A 25,089-nucleotide genomic window follows, 5' to 3' on the forward strand; every position below is an offset into this window, starting at 1 on the left:
ACAGAATGACCATAAAAGAACTGCTTATTGAGGCCGATGCCATTCAGGTTGGCGTTGTGGAGTCCGACTGGCAGCGGGTAATAAAGCTGGCTGCCCGCCCGCTGGAGGCAAAAGGCTTTATTTCGACGGAATATAGCCAGGCGGTGATCGACAATACCCTGAACCATGGCGCCTATTACGTCTTCGATGAAGGTATTGCTATCCCCCATGCCCGACCCGAGTGCGGCGTCAGACGCAACTGCTTTAGCCTGGTGCTGCTGGAAAAGCCGATTCCCTTTGCGGACAGTGAAAAAGCCGACATTGTCATTATGTTTGGCGCCCGTGATAGCAATGCGCATATCGAGGAGGGGATCCGCTCCATCGTCGCGCTGCTGGATAACAATGACACGATGGCCAAACTGCGGATGGCCCGCAGCCGGGAGGAGGTTGTCGCATTACTATGAACAGACATCTGACCCCAGTCTGCAAAACGGCTATTTTAATCAACGGCATTCCGGCCTCGGGGAAGAGTACCATCACCCGTTTGCTGGCGGAGACCTTCAGCCTGCCGGTATTGACGATCGACGGCATCAAAGAGCCGTTTATGGCGCGTCTGGCCCCGGTCGACCGGCCAATGAATCGCCAGCTGGGCTGTGCGGCGTATGAGGTGATCTGGTCGATTGTCGCCGCGTCGCCTGCCAGTATGGTCTGGTTGATCGACGCCTGGTTCGGCTTTCAGCCCCGGGAGACCTTGCAAAAATTGCTGCGGCAGGCGGGCGTGGAGCAGGTGATTGAGATCTGGAACCATATCTCCCCCGAGCTGGCGGTCGCGCGCTATGCCTCGCGGCTGGCGACGCGGCCGCCGGGCCACCCCGGCGAAGAGTATCTGCCGGAGCTGGCCCAGCTGGCCGGGCGCGCGCAGCCCATGTCTTTAGGGCCCCTTTTGACGATAGACCAGCAGCGCCCGCTGGAGATAACGGCGGTTATTCACTGGCTCGAAGGCACAATTAGCGGACAACGCACCGGTTTGGCGAATTACGCCTACCCGTCCTAGGACATACCCGCCAGCCGCAGCAGCGCCGTCACCACCGCCGCGGCGATAATCACGCCGATCAGCGGCACCTTGCGCCAGGCGAGAAACACAGCGACAGCCACGCCCAGAACGCGCGCCATGCCGGCGAAATGCGGGCCTTCATAGAAAGTGGTGGCCAGGGCGACGGAAAAAAGCAGCACCGTCGCCGCATCGGAAAGCAGCGCCTGCGAGCGCTCGGAAAATGCCAGCCGATTACCAAGCTTCGCGCCGCCAAGACGCATCAGATAGGTTCCCAGCGACAGGATGGCGATACCGGCGATAAACAGCGTCATATTGCCCATTATTTTTTCCTCGACAGTAAACCAAACAACGAGAGCAGCACCGGCAGCCCGGTAGGCGCAAACGGCACGGCAGCAAGCGCCAGCGCGGCGCCGCTGACGGCGCGGATCAGCGTGGTACGGTTTTTAAAGGCCGGGATCACCAGCGCCAGCAGGATTGCCGGGAAGACCGCGTCAAGCCCGATGGTTTCCGGCGCCGGCAGCAGTTTGCCGACGGCGGCGCCGGTGAGCGTACCCAAAGGCCAGATCAGCGCTACGCCGGCGCCGCACAGCCAGTAGGCCGCTTTGCGCTGCGCGGGGGTGGGCTGCGACAAGCCAAAGACCACGCTCTCGTCGTTCATAATGTGGCACCCGATAAAGCTTAAGGCGCGCCGACCAACCAGTTCGCGCACGGTCACCCCGAAAGGGATATGGCGCGCGTTGACTAACAGGCCGGCGGCGGCGGCGGCCAGCGGGCTACCGCCGCTGGCGACAATACCGATAAACATAAATTCAGAGGCGCCCGCCAGCACGGACACCGAAAGTACGAGCGGCACCCATAAGGGAAAGCCGTAAGCCACCGCCAGCGACCCATAGGACATGCCTACCACCCCGACGGCGAGGCAAACTAAAACAATCGCTTTTATCGTGTCTCCGCTGAGACTGGAGAGAGTTTGTTTCATATCACTTAGCCATATCGAACGAATTTCCATTATAATGAACACATAATGATCGTTTTTCAAGGCGAACAAATCGTTCGATATAAAAAACAAGGGGCGGGTATGACACAGCCAATCAGCGTTATCGCCAAAAGTCTGGTGCGGGAGCGGGCGCGGACCGGGCTTTCGCTGGCGGAAGTCGCGCGTCGGGCGGGTATCGCAAAATCCACGCTATCGCAACTGGAGTCCGGCAACGGTAATCCGAGTCTGGAAACGCTGTGGTCGCTCTGCGTAGCGCTGGATATTCCATTTGCCAGGCTGCTTGAGCCGCAGGTGAACAAAACGCAGGTGATCCGTCGCGGCGAGGGGACAAAAGTGGTGGCGGAGCAGGCGAACTATCAGGCTATTTTGCTGGCCGCCTGTCCACCCGGCGCGCGTCGGGACATCTATTTGCTGCTCACCCAGCCCGGCGCCGACCGCATTTCGCATCCGCATCCGCCAGGCTCGGTGGAACATATTATCGTGACCCAGGGGCGGGCGCGGGTAGGGCTGACGTCGGCGCCGGAAGAGCTCGGCGAGGGCGACTATATCTGCTATCCGGCGGATCAGGAGCATGTGTTTCAGGCCCTGGAGCCGGATACGCAGGCCCTGCTGATCGCTGAGCAAAACTGACATCGCACCGGCGGGCGTCGCGCTCTCGCTGGACGCCATAGCCGTATTGCGGGACACTAGCCGCATTCTTCCGCGAAGACAGGCATACCTATGTCGCTGAAAGCCATTGCTAAAGAACTTGGGATCTCGGTAACGACCGTCAGCCGCGCGTTAAACGGCTATGATGATGTGTCGCAGGAGACCCGTGCTCGCGTGGAGGCTGAAGCGCAGCGTCGCGGATATCGGCCAAACACGTTCGCGCGTCGCCTGAAAATGGGCAAAATCGACGCCGTTGGCCTCGTTTTCCCCGTGCGCCCCGCGCCGCTGAATAACAACGTCTTTCTCGAAATGGTGGGAGAAATCAGCCACGAGCTGGCGCGCTATGAGATTGATTTACTGCTGATCGCCGATGATGAACAGGCCGATAAACACGGCTATATGCGCATGGTGCAGAGCCGTCGCGTCGATGCGTTGATCGTCGCGCATACCCTGGATGACGACCCGCGCCTGATTCAGCTGCTCTCTTCCGGCTTTCCTTTTCTCGCGCTGGGCCGTAGCCGCCTGCCGCAGCCCTACGCCTGGTTTGATTTCGATAACCAGGCGGGCACGTATCGCGCCACCCGTCATCTGATTAGCCAGGGGCACCGGCGCATCGCGCTGCTGAGCGAAAATAATAATCAGGCGTTTATTACCCAACGCCGCAACGGTTACCTGGAAGCGCTGCGCGAAGCGGGCCTGGCGGAAACCTGGCTGCGCAGCGTGCCGCCCACCCGCCGCGGCGGGTTTCAGACAACGATGGAGCTGCTGCGCTTGCCTGAACCGCCAACGGCGATTGTCACCGACTGCAATACCCATGGCGACGGCGCGGCGATGGCCCTGGCTCAGCTCGGACGTCTTACCGGCGCCGATCGCGTCTCACTGGTGGTCTACGACGGTTTGCCGCAGGATAGCATCATCGACACCCCGGTGGGCGCGGTGGTTCAATCCACCCGACAGGGGGTGGGCCGCCAGATAGCCACGATGGTCCGCCGCTTAATTGCCGGCGAAGATCTGACCTCGCTTCAGGTGCTCTGGCAGCCCGAATTCATTCCCGGCGAAACCGCCTGATAATTCTCTCCACAGATTAATTTCCTGAACTCGATCACGGATCCGAAACGTTTTGGTTGGCGTCCGAAACGTTTCGGATCAACAGTAAGACATTCCTTGATATGGAGATGTCTAATGTCAGATTCGATTATACGCCTGCAAAGCGCAACGGTTGACGTGGTGATCAAAGCCCGCCCTTTCGCCGAAATTATCTACTGGGGGCCGCATTTAAGCCACTTTTCGCCGCAGGATGCCGACAGCCTGACGCGACCGGTCGCCAATGGCCGCCTCGATGTCGATTCCCCGGTCACTTTAATGGCGGAACTGGGCCATGGTCTGTTTGGCGCGCCGGGCATTGAAGGCCATCGCCAGGGGCTGGATGCCTCGCCGATTTTCGCCACCAGCAAAGTGCGGCACGAGGGCCAGACGCTAACCCTGGTCAGCGAAGACCCGCATGCCGGCCTGCGTTTGTACAGCGAGATCGCATTGGATGCCAGCGGTGTGTTGAGCGTGCGCCATGGCGTGACCAATCTGCGCGTCAGCCCATGGCAGGTGGATCGCCTGGCGGTCACGCTGCCGGTCGCCGAACGCGCTCGTGAGGTAATGGCTTTCCATGGCCGCTGGATCCGCGAGTTTCAGCCTCACCGCCTGACCCTGGAGCACGACAGCTTTGTGCTGGAGAATCGCCGCGGGCGCACCTCTCACGAACATTTCCCGGCCCTGATCACCGGCAGCCACGCCTTTAGCGAGATGCAGGGTGAAGTCTGGGGCGTGCATCTGGCCTGGAGCGGTAATCATCGCCTGCGGGCGGAGGTGAAAACCGATGGCCGCCGCTATCTGCAGGCCGAGGCGCTCTATCTGCCGGGCGAAATGGCGCTGGCAGAAGGGGAAACCTTGTGGACGCCTTACCTGTATGCCAGCTACTCGGCGAACGGGCTGAACGGCATGAGCCAGCAGTTCCATCGTTATCTGCGCGAACGGATTATTCGCTTCCCGGGCAACAAGCCGCGCCCGGTGCATCTCAACACCTGGGAGGGGATCTATTTCGACCACGATCCGGACTACATCATGCGCATGGCGGATGAAGCGGCGGCCCTGGGCGTGGAGCGTTTTATCATTGACGACGGCTGGTTTAAAGGACGCAACGACGACTGGGCGGCGCTCGGCGACTGGTATCTCGATGAGAAAAAATACCCCCACGGCCTGACGCCGGTTATCAACCACGTGAAATCGCTGGGGATGGAGTTCGGTATCTGGGTGGAGCCTGAGATGATTAACCCGGATTCCGATCTGTATCGGGCACACCCTGATTGGGTGCTGGCGCTTCCGGGCTATACGCCGCTTCCCGGGCGTCATCAGTTTGTCCTGAACCTGAATATTCCGGAAGCCTTTGATTATCTGCTGGAGCGGATGAGCTGGCTGCTGGGCGAACACGCGGTGGACTACGTGAAATGGGATATGAACCGTGAGCTGGTGCAGCCGGGCCATAACGGCAAAGCCGCCGCCGATGCGCAGACTCGCCAGTTCTACCGCCTGCTGGATACGCTGGTGGCCCGCTTCCCGCATATTGAATTTGAATCCTGCTCCTCCGGCGGCGGTCGTATCGATTATGAAGTCCTCAAGCGCAGCCATCGCTTCTGGGCTTCTGACAACAATGACGCCCTTGAGCGCAACACCATCCAGCGCGGCATGAGCTACTTCTTCCCGCCGGAGGTGATGGGCGCGCATATCGGTAATCGCCACTGTCATGCCACCTTCCGCCAGCACAGTATCGCCTTCCGCGGCCTGACGGCGCTGTTCGGTCATATGGGGCTTGAGCTGGATCCAGTGAGCGCCGATGAAGAAGAGCGCGCCGGGTATAGGAAATACGCGGCTCTGCATAAGCAGTGGCGCGACGTGATCCATCACGGCGTGCAGTGGCGGATGGATATGCCGGACGCCACCACCCTTGCTCATGGCGTCGTCAGCCCGGATAAAGCGCAGGCGATTTTCCTCGTCAGCCAGCTGGCGATGCCGGACTACACCCTGATGGCGCCGCTGCGCCTGGCGGGGCTGGAGGCGAGCGCCCGCTATCAGGTGACGCTCCTCGATCATCCGAACATTCAGATCACCGGCGAGGGCGGCCACACCATGCGGAAGCTGCCGGCATGGATGACGACGCCGCAGACGGTGAGCGGTGAGTGGCTACAGCAGGCGGGGCTGGCGCTGCCCATCCTCGACCCGGAAAGCGCCATTCTGATTGGCCTGCAACGCGTGTGATGGTATCGGGCCGCGTCGCGGCCCTTCTTGAGGAAAATATAATGAACCCGACCGTCTGTACCCACAAAAACAACCCCAACTTCTGGATTTTCGGGCTGTTCTTCTTTCTCTACTTCTTCATCATGGCCACCTGCTTTCCGTTTCTGCCGATCTGGCTGTCGGATGTTATCGGCCTGAATAAAACTGAAACCGGCCTCGTTTTCTCCAGCCTGTCGCTGTTCGCCATCTGTTTCCAGCCGGTTCTCGGGGTGATCTCAGACAAGCTGGGGCTGAAAAAACATCTGATGTGGATCGTGACCGTTCTGCTGGTGCTGATTGCTCCCTTCTTCCTCTATGTTTTCGCGCCGCTGCTGAAAACCAACATCTGGCTCGGGGCGCTGAGCGGCGGCGCCTATATCGGCTTTGTATTCTCCGCAGGCGCCGGCGCGATGGAGGCCTATATCGAACGGGTAAGCCGCAACAGCGGGTTTGAATACGGCAAGGCGCGCACCTTTGGTTGTCTGGGATGGGCGCTGTGCGCCACCACCGCCGGCATGCTGTTCAGCATTAATCCCGAATGGGTGTTCTGGATGGGGTCGGCCGCCGCGCTGCTGCTGGTGGTGCTGGTGGCTATCGCCAAACCGCAGGCCAGTCAGTCCGCGCAGGTAATGGACTCGCTCGGCGCCAATCGCCCGGCGATCGATTTAAAAACGGCGGTGCGCATGTTCCGTCAGCGGAAGATGTGGATGTTTATTCTGTATGTTATCGGCGTAGCCTGCGTGTATGACGTTTTCGATCAGCAGTTCGCCACCTTCTTCAAATCGTTCTTTGCGACCCCGGAAGCAGGCACCCGTGCCTTTGGTTTCGCCACCACCGCGGGAGAAATATGTAACGCCATCATTATGTTCAGCTCGCCGTGGATTATTAACCGCATCGGAGCGAAGAATACCCTGCTGATCGCCGGGATGGTGATGGCGGCCAGAATGATTGGCTCTTCCTTCGCCACCACCGCCGCGGAAGTGGTGGCGCTGAAGATGCTCCATGCGCTGGAAGTGCCGTTCCTGCTGGTGGGCGCCTTTAAATACATCACCGGCGTGTTTGATGTCCGGCTGTCGGCGACCATTTATCTGGTGGGCTTCCAGTTCGCCAAACAGGTGGCGGCGATCTTCCTCTCCGCCTTCGCCGGCAATATGTATGATCGGATCGGCTTCCAGGAGACCTATATGATCCTCGGCGGAATAGCCCTGACGGTCACCTTAATATCCGCGTTTACGTTAGCGGGCAAGGCGAAAAGTGAGCCGCTGCGCGATAATGCGATGACCGTTTAATTATCAACATTCCGTGGCACAGGGTGGTGCCTGACAGAGAAGGAAGATGTCATGATGGATATGAAAAAACGTATGAACAGCGGTGAGCTTTACCTGGATGCAGGATATGGCTTGCCGGAGCAGCGGCTGATGGGTAAAGCGCGGGCCTATGAATATAATCATTCGCATCCGTTTAATCAGGAATTGCGCAACGATATTATTCAGCGCATGTTCGCGAAAGTCGGCGAACAATGCTGGATAGAGCCGCCGATCAATATTGCCTATGGGATCCATACGACGATTGGTGATAATTTTTATGCCAATTTTAACCTCACGCTGGTCGACGATGCGGACATTATCATCGGCAATAACGTCATGTTTGCGCCAAATGTCACTATCTCCACCGCCGGGCATCCCATCCACCCCGCGCTGCGCCATACGCATCAACAGTTTTCATTACCGGTAGTGATTGAAGATGGGGTCTGGTTAGGCACGGGGGTGATTATTAATCCCGGGGTAACGATTGGCCAGAATTCAGTCATAGGCGCGGGCAGTGTGGTAAATCGCTCTATACCGGCGAATGTGGTTGCCGCTGGCGTACCTTGCCGGGTATTAAGAGAAATTACCGATGCGGATAAAGACAAATACGCACTTTTCCCCGGATGATGGACGAGAGAAACAGGGGAGCGTAAAGGATCGTGTCCCCTGTTTTGCATTATCGCCGTTGAACCGGCCTCCAGCCCGCATGGGGGGAGGCCGGGGAAAGTACTCTCCGGCGTCGCGGGTTTCACGCCAGATAAAACACTTCTTTGAGCTCCGCGCTCAGCGGGCTGTTGTCCGGGTTGCTGGGCATCACCTCGCGCATGTATTTCCACCAGCGCTGGCACACTTCCGTGCTGGCGACCGCCTCCCAGCGGGCTTCCGACTCAATCTCCACCGTGGCGAACAGCAGGTTGCGCTCTTTATCGAGATAAATGGCGTAGTGGTGCGCGCCGTGCGTTTTCAGCACCGCCTCCAGCTCCGGCCAGATGGGGTTGTGGCGACGTGCATACTCCTCGTGCGCGTCAGGGTTCACCTGCATCACAAAGGCTTTGCGGATCATAATGCCTCCAGATAGAGCTCGCGTACCTCATCGCGGCTGGCGGGGCGCGGGTTACACGGCGCGCACGGGTCGGCCAGCGCTTTGTCCAGCCAGCCTTCGATATCGGCTTTGCTGACGCCAAGCTGGCTGAAGCCCTGGGGGATCCCTACGCGTTTGCTCAGCGCGCGAATGGCGTTGATGGCCTCCATGCTGGCGGCTTCATCGCTCATGCCGCGGGTATCGACGCCCATCGCCTGCGCCACGCGGGCAAAGCGCGCCACCGCGTTCGGGCGGTTAAAGTTTTCGATGATCGGCAGCAGGATGGCGTTGCACACCCCGTGCGGCAGGTTGTGGGTGGCGCCAGGCTGATGGGCCAGGGCGTGTACCAGCCCGAGACCGGCGCTGTTGAACGCCATGCCCGCCAGATACTGGCCAAAGGCCATCTGTTCGCGGGCCTGCAGATCGTGTCCCTCCTCTACCGCTTTTGGCAGCCACAGGTTGATCAGGCGGATGGCCTCGAGGGCGTTGGCGTCGGTCAGGGGATGGGCGCCAACGGAGACAAAGGCCTCGATGGCGTGGGTCAGGGCGTCCATGCCGGTGGCGGCGGTAACGGCTGGTGGGATGTCGAGCATCACGCTGGCGTCGTCGACGGCGATATCCGGGATCAGGTTCGGGTCGATAATCACCTCTTTTACCTGACGCTCGCTATCGATAATCACGGCGTTGCTGGTCATCTCCGCCGCCGTGCCGGCGGTGGTGTTGATGGCCACCAGCGGCACGCCAGCGTTTTTCACTTTGCCGACGCCGGAGTAGGCGGTGGAGGGGCCTGGGTTGGCGGTGAGGATTTTTATCGCTTTGGCGGTATCAATCGGGCTGCCGCCGCCGAAGGCGATCAGGTAATCGCAGCGGGCCGCCTGGTACGCCGCATAGCCTTGCTGCACCAGCGCTTCGGTGGGGTTGGGGAACACGTCGTCAAACAGCTGATAAGCCATCTGCTGTTCATCCAGCGCGGAAAACAGACTGTCCAGCAGGCCCAGCTTCACCAGTTGACCGTCGGTGACGATCAGCGCCTTGCCCCACTGTTTGCCCGCTACCAGCTTGACCATATCACCGATAGCGCCTGCGCCGTGGAGGCTGATTTTAGGTAATGCCAACATAAAACTCATGATAATTCTCCTTAATGTTGATTTTGGGAAATCCGTTTCCCCTCATCCCGCCCTTCTCCCTTGGGGAGAGGGCCAGGGCGAGGGGGAAATTAACATCGTCTTCGCTGCAGCATCCGCCGGGCCATAATCGGCAGGGAGATCACCACGATCAGCATCGCGCCGATAATCACCGACATCACGATGCCGGGGATGTTCAGCAGGCTCAGGCCGAAGGTCACCAGCCCCATCAGAAAGGCGGCGATGATCACCCCGGGCATGCTGCCGGAACCGCCAAGAATATTGACGCCGCCGAGCACCGCCATGGTGACAACCGCCAGCTCCCAGCCCATCGCCAAAGTGGGGCGGGTACTGCCGAGCCGTGAGGTCAACAGGACCGCCGCCAGCCCGGCCATCAGCCCGACCAGCGCGAACAGCGCGAGGTTATGTCGCTTCACGTTGATCCCGGAGTACCAGGCGCCGGTCGGGTTATTGCCGATGGCGTAGGTTCGGCGGCCAAAGTTGGTTTTATGCAGCAGGAAGGTGAAGGCAGCCGCGAGGAGGATAAACAGCGCAAACTCAAAAGAGAGCGCCCCCCACACGTACCCCTGGCCGAACCAGGCAAAGCTCTCCGGGTAGTGGTTGAGCGCCTGATCGCCCAGCAGGATATAGGTGATGCCGCGATACAGGCTCATGGTGCCGATGGTGATCACAATGGACGACAAGTTAAAGCGAGTCACCAGCAAGCCGTTGAACAGGCCGCACAGCAGACCTACGCCCAGGCCGATGACCACCAGCAGCGGGGTGCCCATCCCCGCTGCCGCGCAGAAGCCCATCACCGTTGAGCTGAGCGCCATCGTCGAGGCCACCGACAGATCGATTTCCCGGGCGATAATCAGCATCGCCATCGGCAGGACGACGATCGCCTTCTCGGTAAAGGTAAAGGTCGCGTCCGAGAGGTTCCAGATATTGAGGAAGTAAGGGGAAGCCAGGGCGTTGCCGATAAATACCGCGAGGGTCACCGCCAGTAAAAACCCTTCCCAGCACAGCAGGCGGCGCAGCGGCGACGGCGCGGCCGGGGCGTTTTTCATCTCTTCAGATACCATCATCTTGCTCATGATTTCACCCCTTGTTTCTGCCGGGCTAACGCCGCGTTACGCAGGATTAACCGCCCGTGACCGCGATTGCCGCGCTCGTTAAGCAACACCGCCATGACGATCACCGCCCCGGAAATCGCCATTTGCCAGAACGGCGAGATGCCGATCACCGGCAGGGCATTATTGATGACCCCGAGGAACAGCGCGCCGCACAGGCAGCCCAGTACCCGTCCGCTTCCGCCCATGGTGCTGATACCGCCGATCACGCAGGCGGCGACCACCTGCAGCTCAAAGCCGTTCGCCACATCGACATAGGCGACGGCGAAGCGCGAGATCCACAGATAGCCGCAGAAGCCAGCCAGCGCGCCGGAGAGGCAGAAGCTGACGAACTGCATTTTCCCGGCGTTAATGCCGGTGTAATACGCCGCCGTCGCGTTGCCGCCCGCGGTATACAAGGCCCGGCCGGTGCGGCTGTAGCGCAGGAAGTAACCCACCAGCAGCAGCGCGGCGATGGCGCACCAGCTCAGCAGCGGCAATCCCAGGAGGGTGCTGCGCGGCAGACTGAGAAAATCAGCGCTCATCTGATGTGAGTTAACCCAGCCGCCGTCGGTCAGCAGGAAGATAATGCCGCGATAAATGCTCATGGTGCCCAGGGTCACCACGATGGCGGGAATGCCGAGGCGCCAGACCAGCAGGCCGTTAATCATCCCCATCAGCAGGCCCAGCAGGGTTGCCAGCGCCAGCAGCGCTACCACCGGAATACCCGGATTATGGGCATTGAGCAGGGCGACGATCATCCCGGTCAGCGCCAGGTTGGCGGCCATCGACAAATCGATGCCTTTGGTGAGCAGCACCATCATCTGTCCGAGGGCGAGAATGATAAGGATGGCGGTATCGTTAAACATCTCCACCAGATTACCCGGTGAAACGAACGACGGCGCCCGGCTGCCAATGGCGCCGATCATCAAAATGATGACCAGCGCCAGCAGCGCTTCGCGATGCTTCAGCCATGCGTGTCCCATCATGCTGCCTCCTGGCCGATGCCGCTGGCGGCGCTAACGATGGTTTCCGCCGTCGCTTCCCCGGCCCGGTACTCGGCGACCATCAGCCCTTCATGCATCACGATAATCCGGTCGGCCATGCCCATCACTTCCGGCAGCTCTGACGAGACCATAATCACCGCCAGCCCCTGGCTGACCAGCTCGGACATAAACTGATGCACAGCGGCTTTTGAGCCGATATCGATGCCTTTGGTCGGCTCATCGAGGATGATCACCTCGGGCTGGGTCGCCAGCCATTTGCCGATCACCACTTTCTGCTGGTTGCCGCCAGAGAGGGTCTCCACCGGCTGCCGCCAGCTGGAGGCTTTAACCTGCAGGCGCGAGGCGTACTCGTCCGCCAGCCGCCATTCCCGGGCGTCGTTCAGGACGCCGTTAGGATTGAGCTTGCTCAGCTGCGGCAGACTGATGTTCTGGGCGATAGGCAGGGCGATGATCGCCCCCTGTTTCTGTCGCTCTTCCGGTACGCAGACGATGCCCGCGCGGATAGCGTCGGCGGGTTGGCGAAAGCGCATGGGGCTGCCGTTCAGTCGGATCTCGCCGGAGGAGGGATGCGTTACGCCGGAGAGCGCCTGCATCAGCTCGGTGCGTCCGGCGCCCACCAGGCCGTAAAAGCCGAGAATTTCCCCCTTGCGCAGGCTGAAGCTGATATCGGCAAACTCGGTAGGATGACAAAGATCGTTGACCTCCAGCACCGTTTCCCCTGGGGTACAGTCGACTTTTGGGTAGGTTTGGCTGATCGCCCGGCCCACCATCATCGACACCATCCGCTCTTCGGTAATATCGCTCATCATCCCGGAGCTGACGTACACCCCATCGCGCAGGATGGTGTAATAGTCGGCCAGCTCGAAAATTTCATCGAACTTATGCGAGATAAACAGGATCGCTTTGCCGTCCTGCTTCAGACGCTCAACGATGTGATAAAACTCCAGGATTTCATGCTGGGAAAGCGCGGCGGTCGGCTCATCGAGGATCACCGCCTGGGCGTCGAAAGCCAGCGCCCGGGCAATCGCCACCATGTGCCGCTGGGCGATGCTGAGCGTTTTTAACGTTGCCCGCGGGTCGATCTGGACTTCCAGCCGGGCGAGGATCTCACCAGCCCGGCGGTGCATCGCCGGCCAGTCGAGCGTTTTGAGCAGTCCCTTATACAGATACTGGCCGACGAAAATGTTTTCGCTGACCGAAAGTTCGTCAAACAGTATGGTTTCCTGGTGGATGGCGGTGATCCCCATCTTGTGCGCCGACTCCGGCGTCGGCAGATGAATGGGAATCGCTTTATAGAGGATCTCCCCCTCTTCGGGCTGATAAATACCGGTCATCACTTTGACCAGCGTGGATTTCCCCGCGCCGTTTTCGCCGATGAGGGCGGTCACTTTGCCGGGCCAGAGATCGAGCTGCACGTTCTCAAGGGCGCGCACACCGGGAAAAATCTTGGTGATCCCCTTCAGCGACAGCAGTGGTGTTGATGCTGACATGATAGTTCTCCGTAAAATCGCCCCTCACCCTAACCCTCTCCCCAAAGGGGAAAGGGAATGGTACGGCGCCCGCAGGCCGCATCGCGCAGAGGGCCAGCCGTTCCCCCTCTCCCTCTGGGAGAGGGCCGGGGTGAGGGAACAAGGGTTAGAAAATTTTCGAGAACTTATCGATGTTGCTCGCATCGTAGACAAACGGCTCGGCCATCGCGCCATTCCCTTCGGCGTCCAGCTTCACTTTGCCCAGCTTGCCCATACTGGCTTCGGTTTTGGTCGCCGTGCCTTTGACTAAATCGTCGGCCAGATAGGTGGCGGCGTAACCGAGGTCAATCGGGTTCCAGATGGCGAAGCTTTTGCTGGCGCCAGACTTGATCGCGCCGGCCATTTCCGACGGCAGCCCCAGCCCGGTGACATAGACTTTGCCAATTTTTCCCTGGTCCTTCACCGCCTGCGCGGCGGCAACAATTCCCACCGATGACGGCGAAACTATGACTTTCAGATCCGGATATGATTTCAGCAGGCCCACCGCTTCGCGGTAGCTTTTATCCGACAGATCGTCACCGTAGGCTACGGTCACCAGATTGACGGACGGATACTGCGGCAGCACCTTTTTCATCTCCTCAATCCAGATATTCTGGTTAGTGGAGGTCGGGGTGGCGCTTAACACCGCCACATCCCCCTTCTCCACGTTCAGCGCCTTCAGCGCATCGGCGGCGAGCTTGACGTTGGTCTCGCCAATTAAGGCGTTATTGGAAGGATTAAGATGGATCTGGCGGCCTGCCGGCGCCACGCCGGAGTCCCAGGAAACCACTTTGATGCCGCGCTGCATCGCTTTTTTCAGCACCGGCACCACCGCGTCCGGATCGTTGGCGGAAATGGCGATCGCATCCACCCCCTGGGCGATCAACCCGTTCAGCACATCGATCTGCGCTTCGGCGGTGGTGGTGGTCGGGCCGGTGTAGATCACTTTGACATCACCTAACTCTTTGGCGGCCTGTTGGGCGCCAACGTTGGCGGCTTCGAAGAAGCCATTTCCCAGCGATTTCGCCACGAGGGCGATTTTAACTTCTGCTAAGGCGGAACCGGACAACGCCAGGGCGGCAACGGTGAGGATCAAGCTTGTCTTTGTTTTCATTGCTTTTACTCCACATGAGTCAGTTTTGTAGGGTTTGCAGGTGAGGCTTCGCCCCGTCTCGGTGAGCGGGGCGCGATGTTGTTATGGATAAAGATCTAACGCGGACTGCAGCGGCTGGACGTTGAAGCGTTTGCCAAGAGCGATAAGCTCTTCGCGAGTGATGGTCTGCTTCATCCCGCCCATGGACAGGACTTTCACCAGCACTTCGGCGGACTTCTCGGCAGTGTCGATCAGGCCGAAGGTCTCATCCAGGGTTGGGCCGCTGCCGAAGACGCCGTGGAACGGCCACAGCACCAGCGAGTGTTTTTGCATGGTTTCCGCAGTCGCCTGGCCGATTTCATCTGTGCCTGGCACCATCCACGGCAGAATGCCGACGCCATCCGGGAAGACCACCAGACATTCGGTGCTACCTTCCCACAGCTTGCGGGTGAACAGATCGCTGTGGTTCTCCAGGACGTAGGTCAGGGCGATCAGATTGGTGGCATGACAGTGCATGATCACCCGGTCCTTGCCGTCGGTCAGTTTGATGCGCTCGCTGTGCGACAGGAAGTGTGCCGGCAGCTCGGAGGTCGGCACCGCATCCTCCGTCAGACCCCACAGGATATGGTATCCCGCGCCGTCGCTGTCGACTTTCACCACGCCAAGGTTAGCGGCCGGGTCGAGCTGGACATTACGGAAGAATTTGCCGGAACCGGTGACGATAAACGGCTGGTTGGCCAGGGTTGGCATCGGCTGGCTGAGGGCGATATAGCGGGGTTTAGCGTGGAAATCCGCCGCGTAAGGTTCGATATCCGCCTCATCCAGACGCAGCGTCAGGTTGCCGCCGTTGCGCTCGTCCCAGCCTTTCAGCCAGGCGTCGGAGGTGGCTTTGATCATGCCCTGGACGAACCAGGCGTCGATAATGGTCTGCATAGTCTTGTCTTTCCTGTTAATTCGGTGGGGGTAGCCCCTCACCCTAACCCTCTCCCCACAGGGGAGAGGGAACGGTTCGGTGCGCTCTGGCAACATCGCGCAGTTCGTAGCCCGGGTAAGGCGTCAGCCGCGACCCGGGGAAGCCCGTGTATTACCCGCGCTGGCTCAGAACCGCATTCTCATAAGCCCGCACGTTGTCCAGCCACTGGCTGCCCGCCGGCGTGTCGTGACGCTGGCAGTACATCTCCCAGATGGCCTGCCACGGCAGGGATTTTTGCTCTTCGAGCAGCGCCAGGCGGGCGGTGTAATCGCCGTCGTTCTCCAGCTGGCGCAGCTGGTTGGTCGGTTCCAGCAGGGCGCGCAGCAGCGCTTTTTTCATATTGCGGGTACCAATCACCCAGGCCGCGATGCGGTTGATGGAGGCATCGAAGAAGTCGAGGCCGATGTGCACGCGGTCAAACAGGTTATGGCGAATGATTTCGCTGGCGATGGCCTGAGTCTCATCATCCAGCAGTACCACGTGGTCGCTGTCCCAGCGCACCGGGCGGCTGACGTGCAGCAGCAGGCGCGGGATGTAGAGCATGGCGGCGGAGATCTTGTCGGAGATGACCTCCGTCGGGTGGAAGTGGCCGGCATCCAGGCACAGCGCCGTCTGGCGGCTGGTGGCATAGCCCATATAGAACTCGTTGGAGCCGACGGTATAGCTTTCGGCGCCGATACCGAACAGCTTGCTCTCGACGGCGTCAATGTGGTGCGCCGGGTCGAATTTTTCGCTGATGACTTCATCCAGCGCGTTCAGCAGCCGCTGGCGCGGCGCGAAGCGGTCAACGGTAATGTCCTTCATGCCGTCCGGCACCCAGATATTCATCACCGACGGGGTGCCCAGCTGTTCGCCAAAATAAGCGGATACGCGGCGGCTGGCTTTGCAGTGGTCGATCCAGAACTGGCGGATCTCATCGTTGGCATGCGACAGGGTAAAGCCGTCGGCGCTCAGCGGATGCGAGAAGCAGGAGGGGTTGAAATCCAGCCCCAGTTTGTTGGCTTTCGCCCACTCGACCCAGTTTTTAAAGTGCTCCGGCTTTATCTCATTGCGCGCCACCGGCGCGTCGGCTTCCAGATAAATAGCGTGCAGGTTGAGACGTTTTGGCCCCGGAATCAGGCTCAGCGCCTGCTCAAGGTCGGCGCGTAGCTCCTGAGCATTGCGCGCTTTGCCCGGGTAATTGCCGGTGGCCTGGATGCCGCCGGTCAGGCTTCCCGCCGGATTTTCGAACCCGGCGACGTCGTCACCCTGCCAGCAGTGCATGGAAACGGGCAGACGGTCCAGCTGGCGCAGGGCCTCCTCGACATCCACGCCGACGGCGGCGTAGCGCTGCTTAGCAATTTCCCAGGCTTGTTCAAGTTGAGTGGTCATGCGCAAAGCTCCTTGGTCTGTTGTGGCTGAAACTGCGCCACGAAACGGGCAATTTCACTATCAGGATTGGGGGTAAAGGTGGTGAGGGATGCGTTGCCGCGCACCACCTGACGAAACTCATCGACGCTGGCCAGCTCGTCGAGGGTCATTAACTGGATGCCGATATTGCCGAGGGTGGAGGCCTCTGTCGGGCCGGCCACGACGGCGATCCCGCAGGCGTCGGCGCACAGCTGGTTGAGCAGTTCGTTCTGGCAGCCGCCGCCGACGATATGCAGCTGGCTAAAGGGCTGGCCGCGCAGCGCCGCCAGCTCGTTAAGCACCCGGGCGTAGAGCAGCGCCAGGCTGTCGAAAATGCAGCGCGCCAGTTCGGCGTCGCTGTGAGGAACCGGCTGGCCGGATCCGCGGCAGGCGGCCTGGATCTCGGCGCTCATACTGGCCGGGTTGATAAAGCGGTCGTCATTGCAGTCAATGATGAAGCGACACGCCGGCAGCGCGGCAGTGCGGGCGATCAGCCCCTGCAGGTCGCTGACGTTTTGTTCTTTCAGCACCCGCTGCAGCAGCCACAGGCCCATGATATTTTTCAGCACCCGATAGCGGCCTTCGGCTCCGCCTTCGTTGGTGATATTGGCCTGCAGCGCCGCGTCGCAGGTGTAAGGGGTCAGGCTTTCAAACCCCATCAGCGACCAGGTGCCGGAGGAGAGATAGGCGGCGTGGCCGTCGGCCAGCGGGGAGGCGATCACCGCGCTGGCGGTGTCGTGACTGGCGACGGCGACCACCGGAATACGGTTGCCTTGCGGGCAGATCCAGTGGCCTGTCACATTGCCGGGATGCGTCGGGGTGCCAAACCACTCGCGCGGCGCGCCGGTCCAGTTCAGCAGCGTCTCATCCCAGTTATCGCTGTGGATGTTGACCAGCTGGGTGGTGGTGGCGTTGGTATATTCCCAGTTCAGATTGCCGGTCAGGCGGAAGCTGAAATAGTCGGGGATCAGCAGGGCATGGGCGGCCTGACTGACCAGCTCCGGCTGCTGTTCCACCAGGGCGCGCAGCTGATAAAGGGTGTTAAACGGCAGAAACTGAATGCCGCTGCGGCGATAGATCTCCGCCCGGCCCAGCTGTTCTTCAGCGTGACGTAGCAGGCCCTGGGTGCGATCGTCACGATAGGAGACCGGCAGCCCGACGCGCTGACCCTGCTTATCCAGCAGGACATAATCCACGCCCCAGGTATCGATGCCGATGCTGTCGATCAGGATGCCCTGCTCACACACTTTCTCCAGCCCGCGGCGGATCTCGCCTTCGAGGCTATCGAGATCCCAGCAGTCGAAGCCATCGACCTTCTGCAGGCTGTTGGTGAAGCGATGAATTTCACGCAGCGTCAGGGCGCGCGGCCCGGACTGATAGCTGGCGAGCATGACCCGCCCGCTGGAGGCGCCTAAATCGACGGCGACACAATGACGAATACTCATGGAACGATCCTTCTTAAAATCATTGTCCGCAGTCTAAAAAAGGGCGCTGACTCACACCTTCTCGCTACGGACAGCCGAAACTGGCCGCTGGCAAGAAAGCAAAGGTGACCGTGAGGAAAATCACAAATTGCGGTTTTGGGCGGTGGTGAGGAGGATGTGATGGGGTCCGCAGTTCCGCATCTTTCCGGCTGATTCTTGAAAAAGCGGCAGGATTTACGAATTTCGCGGTCAAAAATTGAAGGCCGGATAGCCAACCCTTCATTACTATCAGCCGGTGACTGATAATTTTTCTCATTACGAGGGTGGCATCATGACCATATTGCACAGTACGGATTTCTTTAAGGCCGGGATCTCGACGGTGGCTATTGAACCCCGCCTCCCTCAGTCGGCCTTTCCTGAACATCACCATGATTTTCATGAAATTGTCATCGTGGAGCAGGGTACGGGCATTCACGTCTTCAATGGCCAGCCCTATACCATCGGCGGCGGCTCGGTCTGCTTTATTCGCGATCACGACCGGCATCTTTACGAGCACACGGACAATCTGTGTCTGACCAACGTGCTTTATCGCGCGCCGGATGCGTTTCGGTTTCTCGCCGGGGTCAGCCAGCTGCTGCCCCAGGAGCAGGAGGGGAACTACCCATCGCACTGGCGGGTGAACCAGACGGTCCTGCAGCAGGTTCGGCATATCGTGGCGCAGATGGAGGCCATGGGGAGCGAAACGGATACCCATGCCGTCGCCAGCCGTGAGATCCTGTTTATGCAGCTGCTGGTGCTGTTGCGTAAAAGCAGCCTTGCGGAAGAGGCTACCAACAATGATGCGCGGCTGAATCAGCTGCTGGCCTGGCTGGAAGATCATTTTGCCCAGGAGATCTGCTGGGAGGAGGTGGCGGCGCAGTTTTCGCTGTCGCTGCGTACCCTGCACCGCCAGCTGAAGCAGCAGACCGGCCTGACGCCGCAGCGCTATCTTAATCGGGTGCGCCTGATGAAAGCCCGGCACCTGCTGCGCCACAGCGATGAAAGCGTGACGGATATCGCCTATCGCTGCGGATTCGGCGACAGTAACCACTTTTCGACGCTTTTTCGCCGCGAGTTTTCCTGGTCGCCGCGCGATATCCGCCAGGGGCGCGACGCTATTCTTCAGTAACGCGAGAGGAGTCAACGTATTGCGGAGCAAAAACGCGAATAATGCGCCGTTATCCGCGTTGGGAGTGTGAGCCGTGGCCGGTTTGATTCTACGTAAAGAGGAATTTTTCCCTTCCGCCACGCAGGCGGTGGCGGTGGCTGACCGCTATCCGCAAAACGTCTTCGCTGAACACACCCATGAGTTCTGCGAGCTGGTGCTGGTGTGGCGGGGCAACGGGCTGCATGTTCTCAACGACCGTCCCTGGCGCATTACCCGCGGCGATCTGTTCTATATTCGCGCCGAAGATAAACACTCCTATGCTTCCGTTAACGATCTGGTTCTGCAGAACATCATCTATTGCCCGGAGCGGCTGCAGCTCAATTTCGACTGGGCGGGGGCGATCCCTGGCCTCTTCGGCACCCCGTGGAAGCCCCACTGGCGCATGGGCAGCACCGGTATGGCGCAGGCGCGTCAGGTGATTAGTCAGCTTGAGCATGAGTGTTCCCGGCACGATGCGCAGGGGAATGCGATGGCCGAGCTGTTGTTTGCTCAGCTGGCGCTGACCCTCCAGCGGCATCGCTACGCGACGGATAATCTGGCGGCGACGCAGCGCGAAGCGCTGTTGGACAAACTGCTGGCCGCGCTGGCGGCCAGCCTGAGCCGCCCCTTTGTCCTGGAGCGTTTCTGCGAGCAGGAGGGCGGCAGCGAGCGGGCGCTACGTCAGCAGTTTCGCCAGCAAACCGGGATGACCATCAATCACTATTTACGCCAGCTGCGGATCTGCCATGCGCAGTATCTGTTGCAGCATACCGAGCGCTTAATCGGCGATATCGCCATGCAGTGCGGCTTTGAGGACAGTAACTACTTTTCGGTGGTGTTCAGCCGGGAAATCGGCATGTCGCCGGGGCAGTGGCGGCAGCGCAGTCGCGCCGCCGCCTGAAGCGCGTCTTTGTCAGGCAAATGCTCCGGTGCTTAACGGGCCATTCCCAGACCGACGATGTTGGCGGCGATGATGATCACCACGCAGCCGAGGCTCAGGACGCTCACCGGACGACGACCGGCGTTGTTCCACTCCTTCAGCACCAGACCCACCAGACCGCCGCACAGTACGTAGAAGCTCATGTGCAGCATCCAGCTCATATAGTCATACTGCGCCGGAATGCTGGCGTGGCCCCAGGCATAGAAGAAGAACTGGAGATACCACATCAGGCCGCCGAGGGCGGAAAGCAGCAGGTTGCTGATGATGAGGGGTTTGGCCAGCGAGAAATCGGCTTTGACGGACAGGCTCTTCACTTTTGCCAAACGAATAAAGCAGAAGCCAAGGTTAACCAGCGCCCCGCCGCCCATAATCACCACGTAGCTTGGCAGCGCCGCATATAACGGGTCGACGCCGAGCGCCGCGGCGGCATCATGCATCGGTTTGGCGGCGTTCATCGCGAACGACATCCCTGCCGAGAAGATACCGCACATCACTGCCAGCAGAAGCCCTCTCTTCAGATTGAACTCTTCGGCTTTGATGCCCATTTTGCGCTCTTTCAGCTGGCCCGCGCGGGTGACGATGCCAACGCCAACCACCGCCACCAGCACGCCGAGCAGCGTCATTTGACCGCCCTGGGTGTGCATCAGCACTGAAAACTGACCGTTAATAATCGGCGTCATCAGCGTACCGACAATCAGCGTGATGCCAATGGCGATGCCAATCCCCATCGACATGCCGAGATAGCGCATGGTCAGGCCATAGTTGATATTACCGATACCCCACATGGCGCCGAACAGAAAGACCGGCAGCAGCGTGGAGGCGTTAAAGGAGCGGTAGTAGGCCCAGAAATCGGGTAACAGCGTGGCGCTGATGGCCCAGGGCAGGATCAGCCAGGAGACGATCCCCCCGACCGACCACATGGTTTCCCACGACCAGTGTTTTACTTTCTTGAACGGGGCATAGAAACAGGCGGCACTGGCGGCCCCTATCAAATGCCAAAAAATACCCATCGTAATCGCGTGGTTCATTGATTTTATCCTCATCTTTTTTTATCGGAGACGGCGGCTTCCGATGCGATGAGTGTAAAAATTAGCCGCTTTGGCCGCCTTCAGGACGTTGCCACAGGATGGCGAACTCTGGCAACCATGGGCTTAATTAGTTGTTCTACATCACAAAACGGCGGGTATTTCTTCTGGTTATATCCATATGAAAAATACGGCATTGATAAGCATTTTCAATACCATTTAATTAACTATAATGGACAAACTGCTTACGCGGCGTTAACACTTGAGCCGCTCGACAATAATGGAGATGATTATGAGCTATACCCTGCCATCCCTGCCGTACGCTTACGATGCTCTGGAACCGCACTTCGACAAGCAGACGATGGAGATCCATCACACCAAACACCATCAGACCTACGTGAACAATGCCAACGCCGCGCTGGAAAGCCTGCCGGAGTTCGCTAACCTGTCCGCTGAAGAGCTGATCACCAAGCTGGATCAGCTGCCGGCTGACAAAAAAACCGTACTGCGTAACAACGCCGGCGGCCACGCGAACCACAGCCTGTTCTGGAAAGGCCTGAAAACCGGTACCACCCTGCAGGGCGACCTGAAAGCGGCTATCGAGCGCGATTTCGGCTCTGTGGACAACTTCAAAGCGGAATTTGAAAAAGCCGCTGCTACCCGTTTCGGCTCCGGCTGGGCGTGGCTGGTCCTGAAAGGTGACAAACTGGCCGTTGTCTCCACCGCTAACCAGGATTCTCCGCTGATGGGCGAAGCCATTTCCGGCGCTTCTGGCTTCCCGATCCTGGGTCTGGACGTGTGGGAACACGCTTACTACCTGAAATTCCAGAACCGTCGCCCGGACTACATCAAAGCCTTCTGGGATGTGGTGAACTGGGACGAAGCTGCAGCGCGTTTTGCCGCCAAAAAATAAGGTTGCAATGTGCTAAGAGAGAAGCGAGTCTGATGGCTCGCTTTTTTTATATCGGTAGCAAGGAGAGCAGAGATGCATTATCCGGTGAATGTCTTTGTTGGCAAAATCAGGGACTACACGGGCAGTCGTCCCAGCGCGATCGGCAAAATCCAGGTTGACGGCGAGTTGCAGCTCGGCGATCTCGGTCTCGAAGGGGATGAGCAGGCGGAGAAGAAAATCCACGGCGGGCCGGACCGCGCGTTGTGTCACTATCCGCGCGAACACTATGCCGACTGGATCCGTGAATTCCCCCAGCAGGCCGATCGGTTCTGCGCCCCGGCGTTCGGCGAAAACCTCTCCACCACCGGGCTCACCGAACAAAACGTCTACATTGGCGATATCTTTCGCTGGGGCGAGGCGCTGATCCAGGTCACCCAGCCGCGCTCTCCGTGCTTCAAGCTCAACTTTCATTTTTCGATCAATGACATGGCTCAGCTGATGCAAAACAGCGGGAAGACCGGCTGGTTGTATCGGGTGATCGCCGGGGGGAAAGCCTCCAGCGATGCGCCGCTCGAGCTGGTCTCTCGCCTGAGTGAGGTCAGCGTCCATGAGGCCGGGGCGATTGCCTGGCATATGCCGTTTGATGACGATCAGTACCACCGCTTATTGTCGGCCGCGGGCCTGTCGGTGAGCTGGAGCAGAACCATGCAGAAGCGCCGTTTAAGCGGTAAGATCGAGGATAGTTCGCGGAGATTATGGGGGAAATAATTCCCCCATATTGAGTATTTCCGGGGATGCTCCCGGCTTAGCGTAGCGCAAGCCGGGATAGCATCAGGTGCGCTTATACAGCGGCAGCCAGAGGGTTAAGCGCAGACCGCCCAGCGGGCTGTCGTCGGCCTTCACCCAGCCACGGTGCTGCTGAATAGCGGTTTCGACAATCGCCAGCCCCAGGCCGGTGCCGCCGGACTCGCGGTCGCGCGCCTCGTCGGTCCGGTAGAATGGCCGGAAAATCTGCTCGCGATCCTCCGGACTGACTCCCGGGCCGTCGTCATCGACGTTAACCGTAATCCCGTCTTTATCCACCGAGAAGCTGACGGAAATCTTCGTGTGCGAGTAGCGCAGGGCGTTGCGGACGATGTTCTCCAGCGCGCTTTCCAGCGCATTGGGGTTACCGTACAGCGGCCACGGGCCCGGAGGATACTCAACGGTGAAGGATTTACCCATCTGCTCGGCTTCAAACGCCGCGTTGTCCAGCACTTCGCTCCACAGCTGATTGGCTTTGACCGTCTCGCTCACCAGGGCGTTTTTCGCCTGATTGCGCGACATCACCAGCAGGTCGTTGATCATGCTGTCCAGCCGGTGCGCTTCAGTCTCGATGCGCTCCAGCTCCTTGCTCTCACCGCTGCGGCGGCGCAGCAGGGCGGTGCCCAACTGCAGGCGCGTAAGCGGCGTGCGCAGCTCATGCGAGATATCGGACAGTAGCCGTTGCTGGCTGGTCATCATCCGCTCCAGGGCCGTCACCATCTGGTTAAAGCTGGCGCCGGCGGCTAAAAACTCCTGCGGTCCAGCTTCCAGCTCCGGATGCTGCCGCAGGTTGCCCTGGGCGACCTCGTCGGCGGCATTTTTCAGCTTACGCGCTGGTTTCGCCAGGCTCCACGCCAGCCACAGCAGCAGCGGGGCGCTAACCAGCATTGTGACGATCAGCAGCAGCAGCGGCCGGTCAAACAGCAGGTTGATAAAGTCGGATTGTGAGGTGCTGGCGGGACGGATCAGATACAGCTGATAGTTATCCTCCCCATCCCTGACGGAGAACGGGCCCACCATTTCCAGGCGGCCATAGCGTTTTTTCTGCGGATGATCGGCGTTATCGGCCTGGCCGATAAAGTTGCGAATGATCTGCATCTCGTTGCGTTCTGCGCCGATCACGCGGCCTTCGCTGGTCACCAGCAGCAGGCGTTGCCCAGGAGGCGCCCATTTATCGATGGCGCGAAACAGACGACGCCACCACATCAGGTCGTTTGGCGGATCGTTGGCCAGCTCGGCCTCGACGTGCTGCTCGATCATGATGCCTTGACGCTGCTCGCTTTCCAGCAGCTCGGTCATCTGCCGGGAGTCCAGTTTGGGCAACATCAGCACCAGCATCAACACCAGCGCCAGCGTGAGCCAGAAGATGGCGAAGATGCGTGCAGTCAAACTTCCAATCATGAAGCGGAAACCATCAGATACCCGCGGCCACGCAGCGTTTTAAACCACGGATGGCCATCTTTGCGCTCCGGCAGCTTACGCCGCAGGTTGGAAATATGCATATCGATAGCGCGGTCGAACGGCGTCAGGCGTTTGCCTAACACTTCCTGGCTTAAATGTTCGCGTGACACCACCTGGCCGAGATGCTGCGCTAACAGATAGAGCAGGGTGAACTCGGTGCCGGTGAGCTCCAGCGTCTGGCCATCGAAATTGGCTTCCTGACGGCCCGGATTGAGGCTTAAGGCATCCACTTCCAGGGTCGGCGAACCGGCTTCGGTCGTCTGCTGCTGTTCGCTCCAGTGGGAACGGCGCAGAATCGCGCGTATACGCGCCACCAGTTCACGATCGTTGAACGGCTTAGGCAAATAGTCATCTGCGCCCAGCTCGAGGCCGAGAACGCGATCCAGCTCGCTCCCGCGCGCTGTTAGCATGATAACCGGTGTCTGGTGTGTCTGACGCAGCTCTTTCAGCGTATCGATACCGTTTTTCTTCGGCATCATTACGTCGAGCAGCAATAAATCAATGCTGTCGTCCAGAAGGGCCAGCGCCTGTTCCCCATCATGGGCCACCAGCACGTTAAAACCTTCCATATCGAGCAGCTCTTTTAACAGGGAGGTGAGCTCCCGGTCATCATCAACTAACAGGATTTTATTCATTGTTTAAATACCTCCGAGGCAGAAATTACGTCATCAAGGCCCGCTAATCCATGACTTTACGTTGTTTTACACCCCCTGACGCATGTTTGCAGCCTGAATCGTAGACTGTCTCTCGTTGAATCGCGA

At 59.5% G+C, this 25,089-nt stretch carries 25 protein-coding genes; 11 read left to right on the forward strand and 14 right to left on the reverse strand.

The genetic code is table 11. From position 1 onward, the window contains the following. Positions 1-5 precede the first annotated feature (5 nt). Both GQR96_RS00265 and GQR96_RS00270 read left to right on the forward strand, forming a co-directional pair. Positions 6-443, forward strand: coding sequence for a PTS sugar transporter subunit IIA (locus GQR96_RS00265; RefSeq protein WP_004203645.1), 438 nt, complete (start codon positions 6-8; stop codon positions 441-443). Further along, positions 440-1,033 carry a P-loop nucleotide/nucleoside kinase family protein gene (locus tag GQR96_RS00270; RefSeq protein ID WP_032455454.1) on the forward strand — a complete coding sequence of 198 codons (594 nt, stop codon included), beginning with the start codon at positions 440-442 and terminating at the stop codon, positions 1,031-1,033. Before GQR96_RS00265 ends, GQR96_RS00270 begins: the two co-directional genes overlap by 4 nt. On the opposite strand, the gene GQR96_RS00275 is transcribed toward GQR96_RS00270, so the two are convergent. Together GQR96_RS00275 and GQR96_RS00280 are read right to left on the reverse strand one after the other, a co-directional pair. Further along, positions 1,030-1,353, reverse strand: a complete 324-nt coding sequence (locus GQR96_RS00275) for an AzlD domain-containing protein (protein ID WP_032455455.1) — start codon at positions 1,351-1,353, stop codon at positions 1,030-1,032. The genes GQR96_RS00270 and GQR96_RS00275 overlap by 4 nt on opposite strands. Next, on the reverse strand, positions 1,353-2,012 hold the full coding sequence (locus GQR96_RS00280; RefSeq protein ID WP_032431168.1) for an AzlC family ABC transporter permease: 660 nt from the start codon (positions 2,010-2,012) through the stop codon (positions 1,353-1,355). The genes GQR96_RS00275 and GQR96_RS00280 overlap by 1 nt, the downstream gene beginning before the upstream one ends. Before the next feature lie 99 nt (positions 2,013-2,111). Between GQR96_RS00280 and GQR96_RS00285 the strand changes: the two genes are divergently transcribed. From GQR96_RS00285 to GQR96_RS00305, 5 genes are all read left to right on the forward strand, one after another. Then, the gene (locus GQR96_RS00285) at positions 2,112-2,660 is read left to right on the forward strand and encodes a helix-turn-helix domain-containing protein (RefSeq protein ID WP_002882865.1); all 549 of its coding nucleotides are present in this window, start codon (positions 2,112-2,114) and stop codon (positions 2,658-2,660) included. A gap of 90 nt (positions 2,661-2,750) precedes the next feature. Beyond that, positions 2,751-3,746, forward strand: a complete 996-nt coding sequence (locus GQR96_RS00290; RefSeq protein ID WP_032455457.1) for a substrate-binding domain-containing protein — start codon at positions 2,751-2,753, stop codon at positions 3,744-3,746. Positions 3,747-3,860: 114 nt separating this feature from the next. Next, entirely contained in the window at positions 3,861-5,984 is a 2,124-nt protein-coding gene (locus GQR96_RS00295; protein WP_004203653.1) for an alpha-galactosidase, read from the forward strand. Between the two features lie 41 nt (positions 5,985-6,025). Next, positions 6,026-7,291, forward strand: coding sequence for an MFS transporter (locus tag GQR96_RS00300; protein ID WP_004203654.1), 1,266 nt, complete (start codon positions 6,026-6,028; stop codon positions 7,289-7,291). 51 nt (positions 7,292-7,342) lie between these two features. Then, a complete protein-coding gene (locus GQR96_RS00305) occupies positions 7,343-7,936 on the forward strand; it encodes a maltose acetyltransferase domain-containing protein (protein ID WP_017899831.1) in 594 nt (197 codons plus the stop codon). A gap of 121 nt (positions 7,937-8,057) precedes the next feature. Here the strand turns inward: GQR96_RS00305 and rhaM are convergent, their stop codons facing one another. The 9 genes from rhaM to rhaB all read right to left on the reverse strand — a co-directional run bounded on the left by rhaM (position 8,058) and on the right by rhaB (position 18,041). Beyond that, entirely contained in the window at positions 8,058-8,372 is a 315-nt protein-coding gene (gene rhaM, locus GQR96_RS00310) for an L-rhamnose mutarotase (protein ID WP_017899830.1), read from the reverse strand. Beyond that, a complete protein-coding gene (fucO, locus tag GQR96_RS00315) occupies positions 8,369-9,517 on the reverse strand; it encodes a lactaldehyde reductase (protein ID WP_065904279.1) in 1,149 nt (382 codons plus the stop codon). The genes rhaM and fucO overlap by 4 nt, the downstream gene beginning before the upstream one ends. An 89-nt stretch (positions 9,518-9,606) precedes the next feature. Continuing rightward, positions 9,607-10,611 (reverse strand): ABC transporter permease, encoded by a 1,005-nt coding sequence (locus GQR96_RS00320; RefSeq protein ID WP_065904277.1) that lies wholly within the window; start codon positions 10,609-10,611, stop codon positions 9,607-9,609. Continuing rightward, positions 10,608-11,615 carry an ABC transporter permease gene (locus tag GQR96_RS00325; protein WP_023319423.1) on the reverse strand — a complete coding sequence of 336 codons (1,008 nt, stop codon included), beginning with the start codon at positions 11,613-11,615 and terminating at the stop codon, positions 10,608-10,610. The genes GQR96_RS00320 and GQR96_RS00325 overlap by 4 nt, the downstream gene beginning before the upstream one ends. After that, on the reverse strand, positions 11,612-13,123 hold the full coding sequence (locus GQR96_RS00330; RefSeq protein ID WP_004203660.1) for a sugar ABC transporter ATP-binding protein: 1,512 nt from the start codon (positions 13,121-13,123) through the stop codon (positions 11,612-11,614). The genes GQR96_RS00325 and GQR96_RS00330 overlap by 4 nt, the downstream gene beginning before the upstream one ends. Positions 13,124-13,268: 145 nt before the next feature. Next, the gene (rhaS, locus tag GQR96_RS00335) at positions 13,269-14,255 is read right to left on the reverse strand and encodes a rhamnose ABC transporter substrate-binding protein (RefSeq protein WP_004203661.1); all 987 of its coding nucleotides are present in this window, start codon (positions 14,253-14,255) and stop codon (positions 13,269-13,271) included. 81 nt (positions 14,256-14,336) lie between these two features. Beyond that, entirely contained in the window at positions 14,337-15,167 is an 831-nt protein-coding gene (rhaD, locus tag GQR96_RS00340) for a rhamnulose-1-phosphate aldolase (RefSeq protein WP_004203662.1), read from the reverse strand. 151 nt (positions 15,168-15,318) lie between these two features. Then, positions 15,319-16,578 carry an L-rhamnose isomerase gene (locus GQR96_RS00345; RefSeq protein ID WP_004203663.1) on the reverse strand — a complete coding sequence of 420 codons (1,260 nt, stop codon included), beginning with the start codon at positions 16,576-16,578 and terminating at the stop codon, positions 15,319-15,321. Next, entirely contained in the window at positions 16,575-18,041 is a 1,467-nt protein-coding gene (rhaB, locus tag GQR96_RS00350; protein WP_053810897.1) for a rhamnulokinase, read from the reverse strand. The genes GQR96_RS00345 and rhaB overlap by 4 nt, the downstream gene beginning before the upstream one ends. Before the next feature lie 310 nt (positions 18,042-18,351). Here rhaB and rhaS (GQR96_RS00355) point away from each other — a divergent pair, with 310 nt between their 5' ends. Both rhaS (GQR96_RS00355) and rhaR read left to right on the forward strand, forming a co-directional pair. After that, on the forward strand, positions 18,352-19,188 hold the full coding sequence (rhaS, locus tag GQR96_RS00355) for an HTH-type transcriptional activator RhaS (RefSeq protein ID WP_004203665.1): 837 nt from the start codon (positions 18,352-18,354) through the stop codon (positions 19,186-19,188). 73 nt (positions 19,189-19,261) lie between these two features. Next, on the forward strand, positions 19,262-20,107 hold the full coding sequence (gene rhaR, locus GQR96_RS00360; protein WP_004203666.1) for an HTH-type transcriptional activator RhaR: 846 nt from the start codon (positions 19,262-19,264) through the stop codon (positions 20,105-20,107). A 32-nt stretch (positions 20,108-20,139) separates the two neighbouring features. Here the strand turns inward: rhaR and rhaT are convergent, their stop codons facing one another. Beyond that, positions 20,140-21,174: an L-rhamnose/proton symporter RhaT gene (gene rhaT, locus GQR96_RS00365; protein ID WP_004203667.1), complete on the reverse strand. Its 1,035-nt coding sequence runs from the start codon at positions 21,172-21,174 to the stop codon at positions 20,140-20,142. Between the two features lie 289 nt (positions 21,175-21,463). On the opposite strand from rhaT, the gene sodA reads away from it, so the two are divergent. Together sodA and yiiM are read left to right on the forward strand one after the other, a co-directional pair. Then, positions 21,464-22,084: a superoxide dismutase [Mn] gene (gene sodA / locus GQR96_RS00370; RefSeq protein WP_004203668.1), complete on the forward strand. Its 621-nt coding sequence runs from the start codon at positions 21,464-21,466 to the stop codon at positions 22,082-22,084. A gap of 72 nt (positions 22,085-22,156) precedes the next feature. After that, positions 22,157-22,831 (forward strand): 6-hydroxyaminopurine reductase, encoded by a 675-nt coding sequence (gene yiiM, locus GQR96_RS00375; protein ID WP_032455462.1) that lies wholly within the window; start codon positions 22,157-22,159, stop codon positions 22,829-22,831. Positions 22,832-22,894: 63 nt separating this feature from the next. Here yiiM and cpxA read toward each other — a convergent pair whose 3' ends face one another. Beyond that, positions 22,895-24,268: an envelope stress sensor histidine kinase CpxA gene (gene cpxA, locus GQR96_RS00380; protein ID WP_004203670.1), complete on the reverse strand. Its 1,374-nt coding sequence runs from the start codon at positions 24,266-24,268 to the stop codon at positions 22,895-22,897. Further along, positions 24,265-24,963 (reverse strand): envelope stress response regulator transcription factor CpxR, encoded by a 699-nt coding sequence (gene cpxR, locus GQR96_RS00385; protein WP_004203671.1) that lies wholly within the window; start codon positions 24,961-24,963, stop codon positions 24,265-24,267. Before cpxR ends, cpxA begins: the two co-directional genes overlap by 4 nt. Positions 24,964-25,089 lie beyond the last annotated feature (126 nt).

It is taken from the genome of Klebsiella sp. PCX, from assembly GCF_021869705.1.
In the GTDB taxonomy this organism is placed as follows: domain Bacteria; phylum Pseudomonadota; class Gammaproteobacteria; order Enterobacterales; family Enterobacteriaceae; genus Klebsiella; species Klebsiella quasipneumoniae.

Coding starts and splice junctions, on each gene's coding strand:
- GQR96_RS00265 (WP_004203645.1), top strand. CDS start 6: ATGACCATAAAAGAACTGCTTATTGAGGCCGATGCCATTCAGGTTGGC.
- yiiM (WP_032455462.1), top strand. CDS start 22,157: ATGCATTATCCGGTGAATGTCTTTGTTGGCAAAATCAGGGACTACACG.
- rhaS (WP_004203665.1), top strand. CDS start 18,352: ATGACCATATTGCACAGTACGGATTTCTTTAAGGCCGGGATCTCGACG.
- rhaS (WP_004203661.1), bottom strand. CDS start 14,255: ATGAAAACAAAGACAAGCTTGATCCTCACCGTTGCCGCCCTGGCGTTG.
- sodA (WP_004203668.1), top strand. CDS start 21,464: ATGAGCTATACCCTGCCATCCCTGCCGTACGCTTACGATGCTCTGGAA.
- rhaB (WP_053810897.1), bottom strand. CDS start 18,041: ATGAGTATTCGTCATTGTGTCGCCGTCGATTTAGGCGCCTCCAGCGGG.
- fucO (WP_065904279.1), bottom strand. CDS start 9,517: ATGAGTTTTATGTTGGCATTACCTAAAATCAGCCTCCACGGCGCAGGC.
- cpxA (WP_004203670.1), bottom strand. CDS start 24,268: ATGATTGGAAGTTTGACTGCACGCATCTTCGCCATCTTCTGGCTCACG.
- GQR96_RS00320 (WP_065904277.1), bottom strand. CDS start 10,611: ATGAGCAAGATGATGGTATCTGAAGAGATGAAAAACGCCCCGGCCGCG.
- GQR96_RS00270 (WP_032455454.1), top strand. CDS start 440: ATGAACAGACATCTGACCCCAGTCTGCAAAACGGCTATTTTAATCAAC.
- rhaT (WP_004203667.1), bottom strand. CDS start 21,174: ATGAACCACGCGATTACGATGGGTATTTTTTGGCATTTGATAGGGGCC.
- GQR96_RS00275 (WP_032455455.1), bottom strand. CDS start 1,353: ATGGGCAATATGACGCTGTTTATCGCCGGTATCGCCATCCTGTCGCTG.
- GQR96_RS00295 (WP_004203653.1), top strand. CDS start 3,861: ATGTCAGATTCGATTATACGCCTGCAAAGCGCAACGGTTGACGTGGTG.
- GQR96_RS00290 (WP_032455457.1), top strand. CDS start 2,751: ATGTCGCTGAAAGCCATTGCTAAAGAACTTGGGATCTCGGTAACGACC.
- GQR96_RS00325 (WP_023319423.1), bottom strand. CDS start 11,615: ATGATGGGACACGCATGGCTGAAGCATCGCGAAGCGCTGCTGGCGCTG.
- cpxR (WP_004203671.1), bottom strand. CDS start 24,963: ATGAATAAAATCCTGTTAGTTGATGATGACCGGGAGCTCACCTCCCTG.
- GQR96_RS00330 (WP_004203660.1), bottom strand. CDS start 13,123: ATGTCAGCATCAACACCACTGCTGTCGCTGAAGGGGATCACCAAGATT.
- GQR96_RS00280 (WP_032431168.1), bottom strand. CDS start 2,012: ATGAAACAAACTCTCTCCAGTCTCAGCGGAGACACGATAAAAGCGATT.
- rhaD (WP_004203662.1), bottom strand. CDS start 15,167: ATGCAGACCATTATCGACGCCTGGTTCGTCCAGGGCATGATCAAAGCC.
- GQR96_RS00285 (WP_002882865.1), top strand. CDS start 2,112: ATGACACAGCCAATCAGCGTTATCGCCAAAAGTCTGGTGCGGGAGCGG.
- GQR96_RS00300 (WP_004203654.1), top strand. CDS start 6,026: ATGAACCCGACCGTCTGTACCCACAAAAACAACCCCAACTTCTGGATT.
- GQR96_RS00345 (WP_004203663.1), bottom strand. CDS start 16,578: ATGACCACTCAACTTGAACAAGCCTGGGAAATTGCTAAGCAGCGCTAC.
- GQR96_RS00305 (WP_017899831.1), top strand. CDS start 7,343: ATGATGGATATGAAAAAACGTATGAACAGCGGTGAGCTTTACCTGGAT.
- rhaM (WP_017899830.1), bottom strand. CDS start 8,372: ATGATCCGCAAAGCCTTTGTGATGCAGGTGAACCCTGACGCGCACGAG.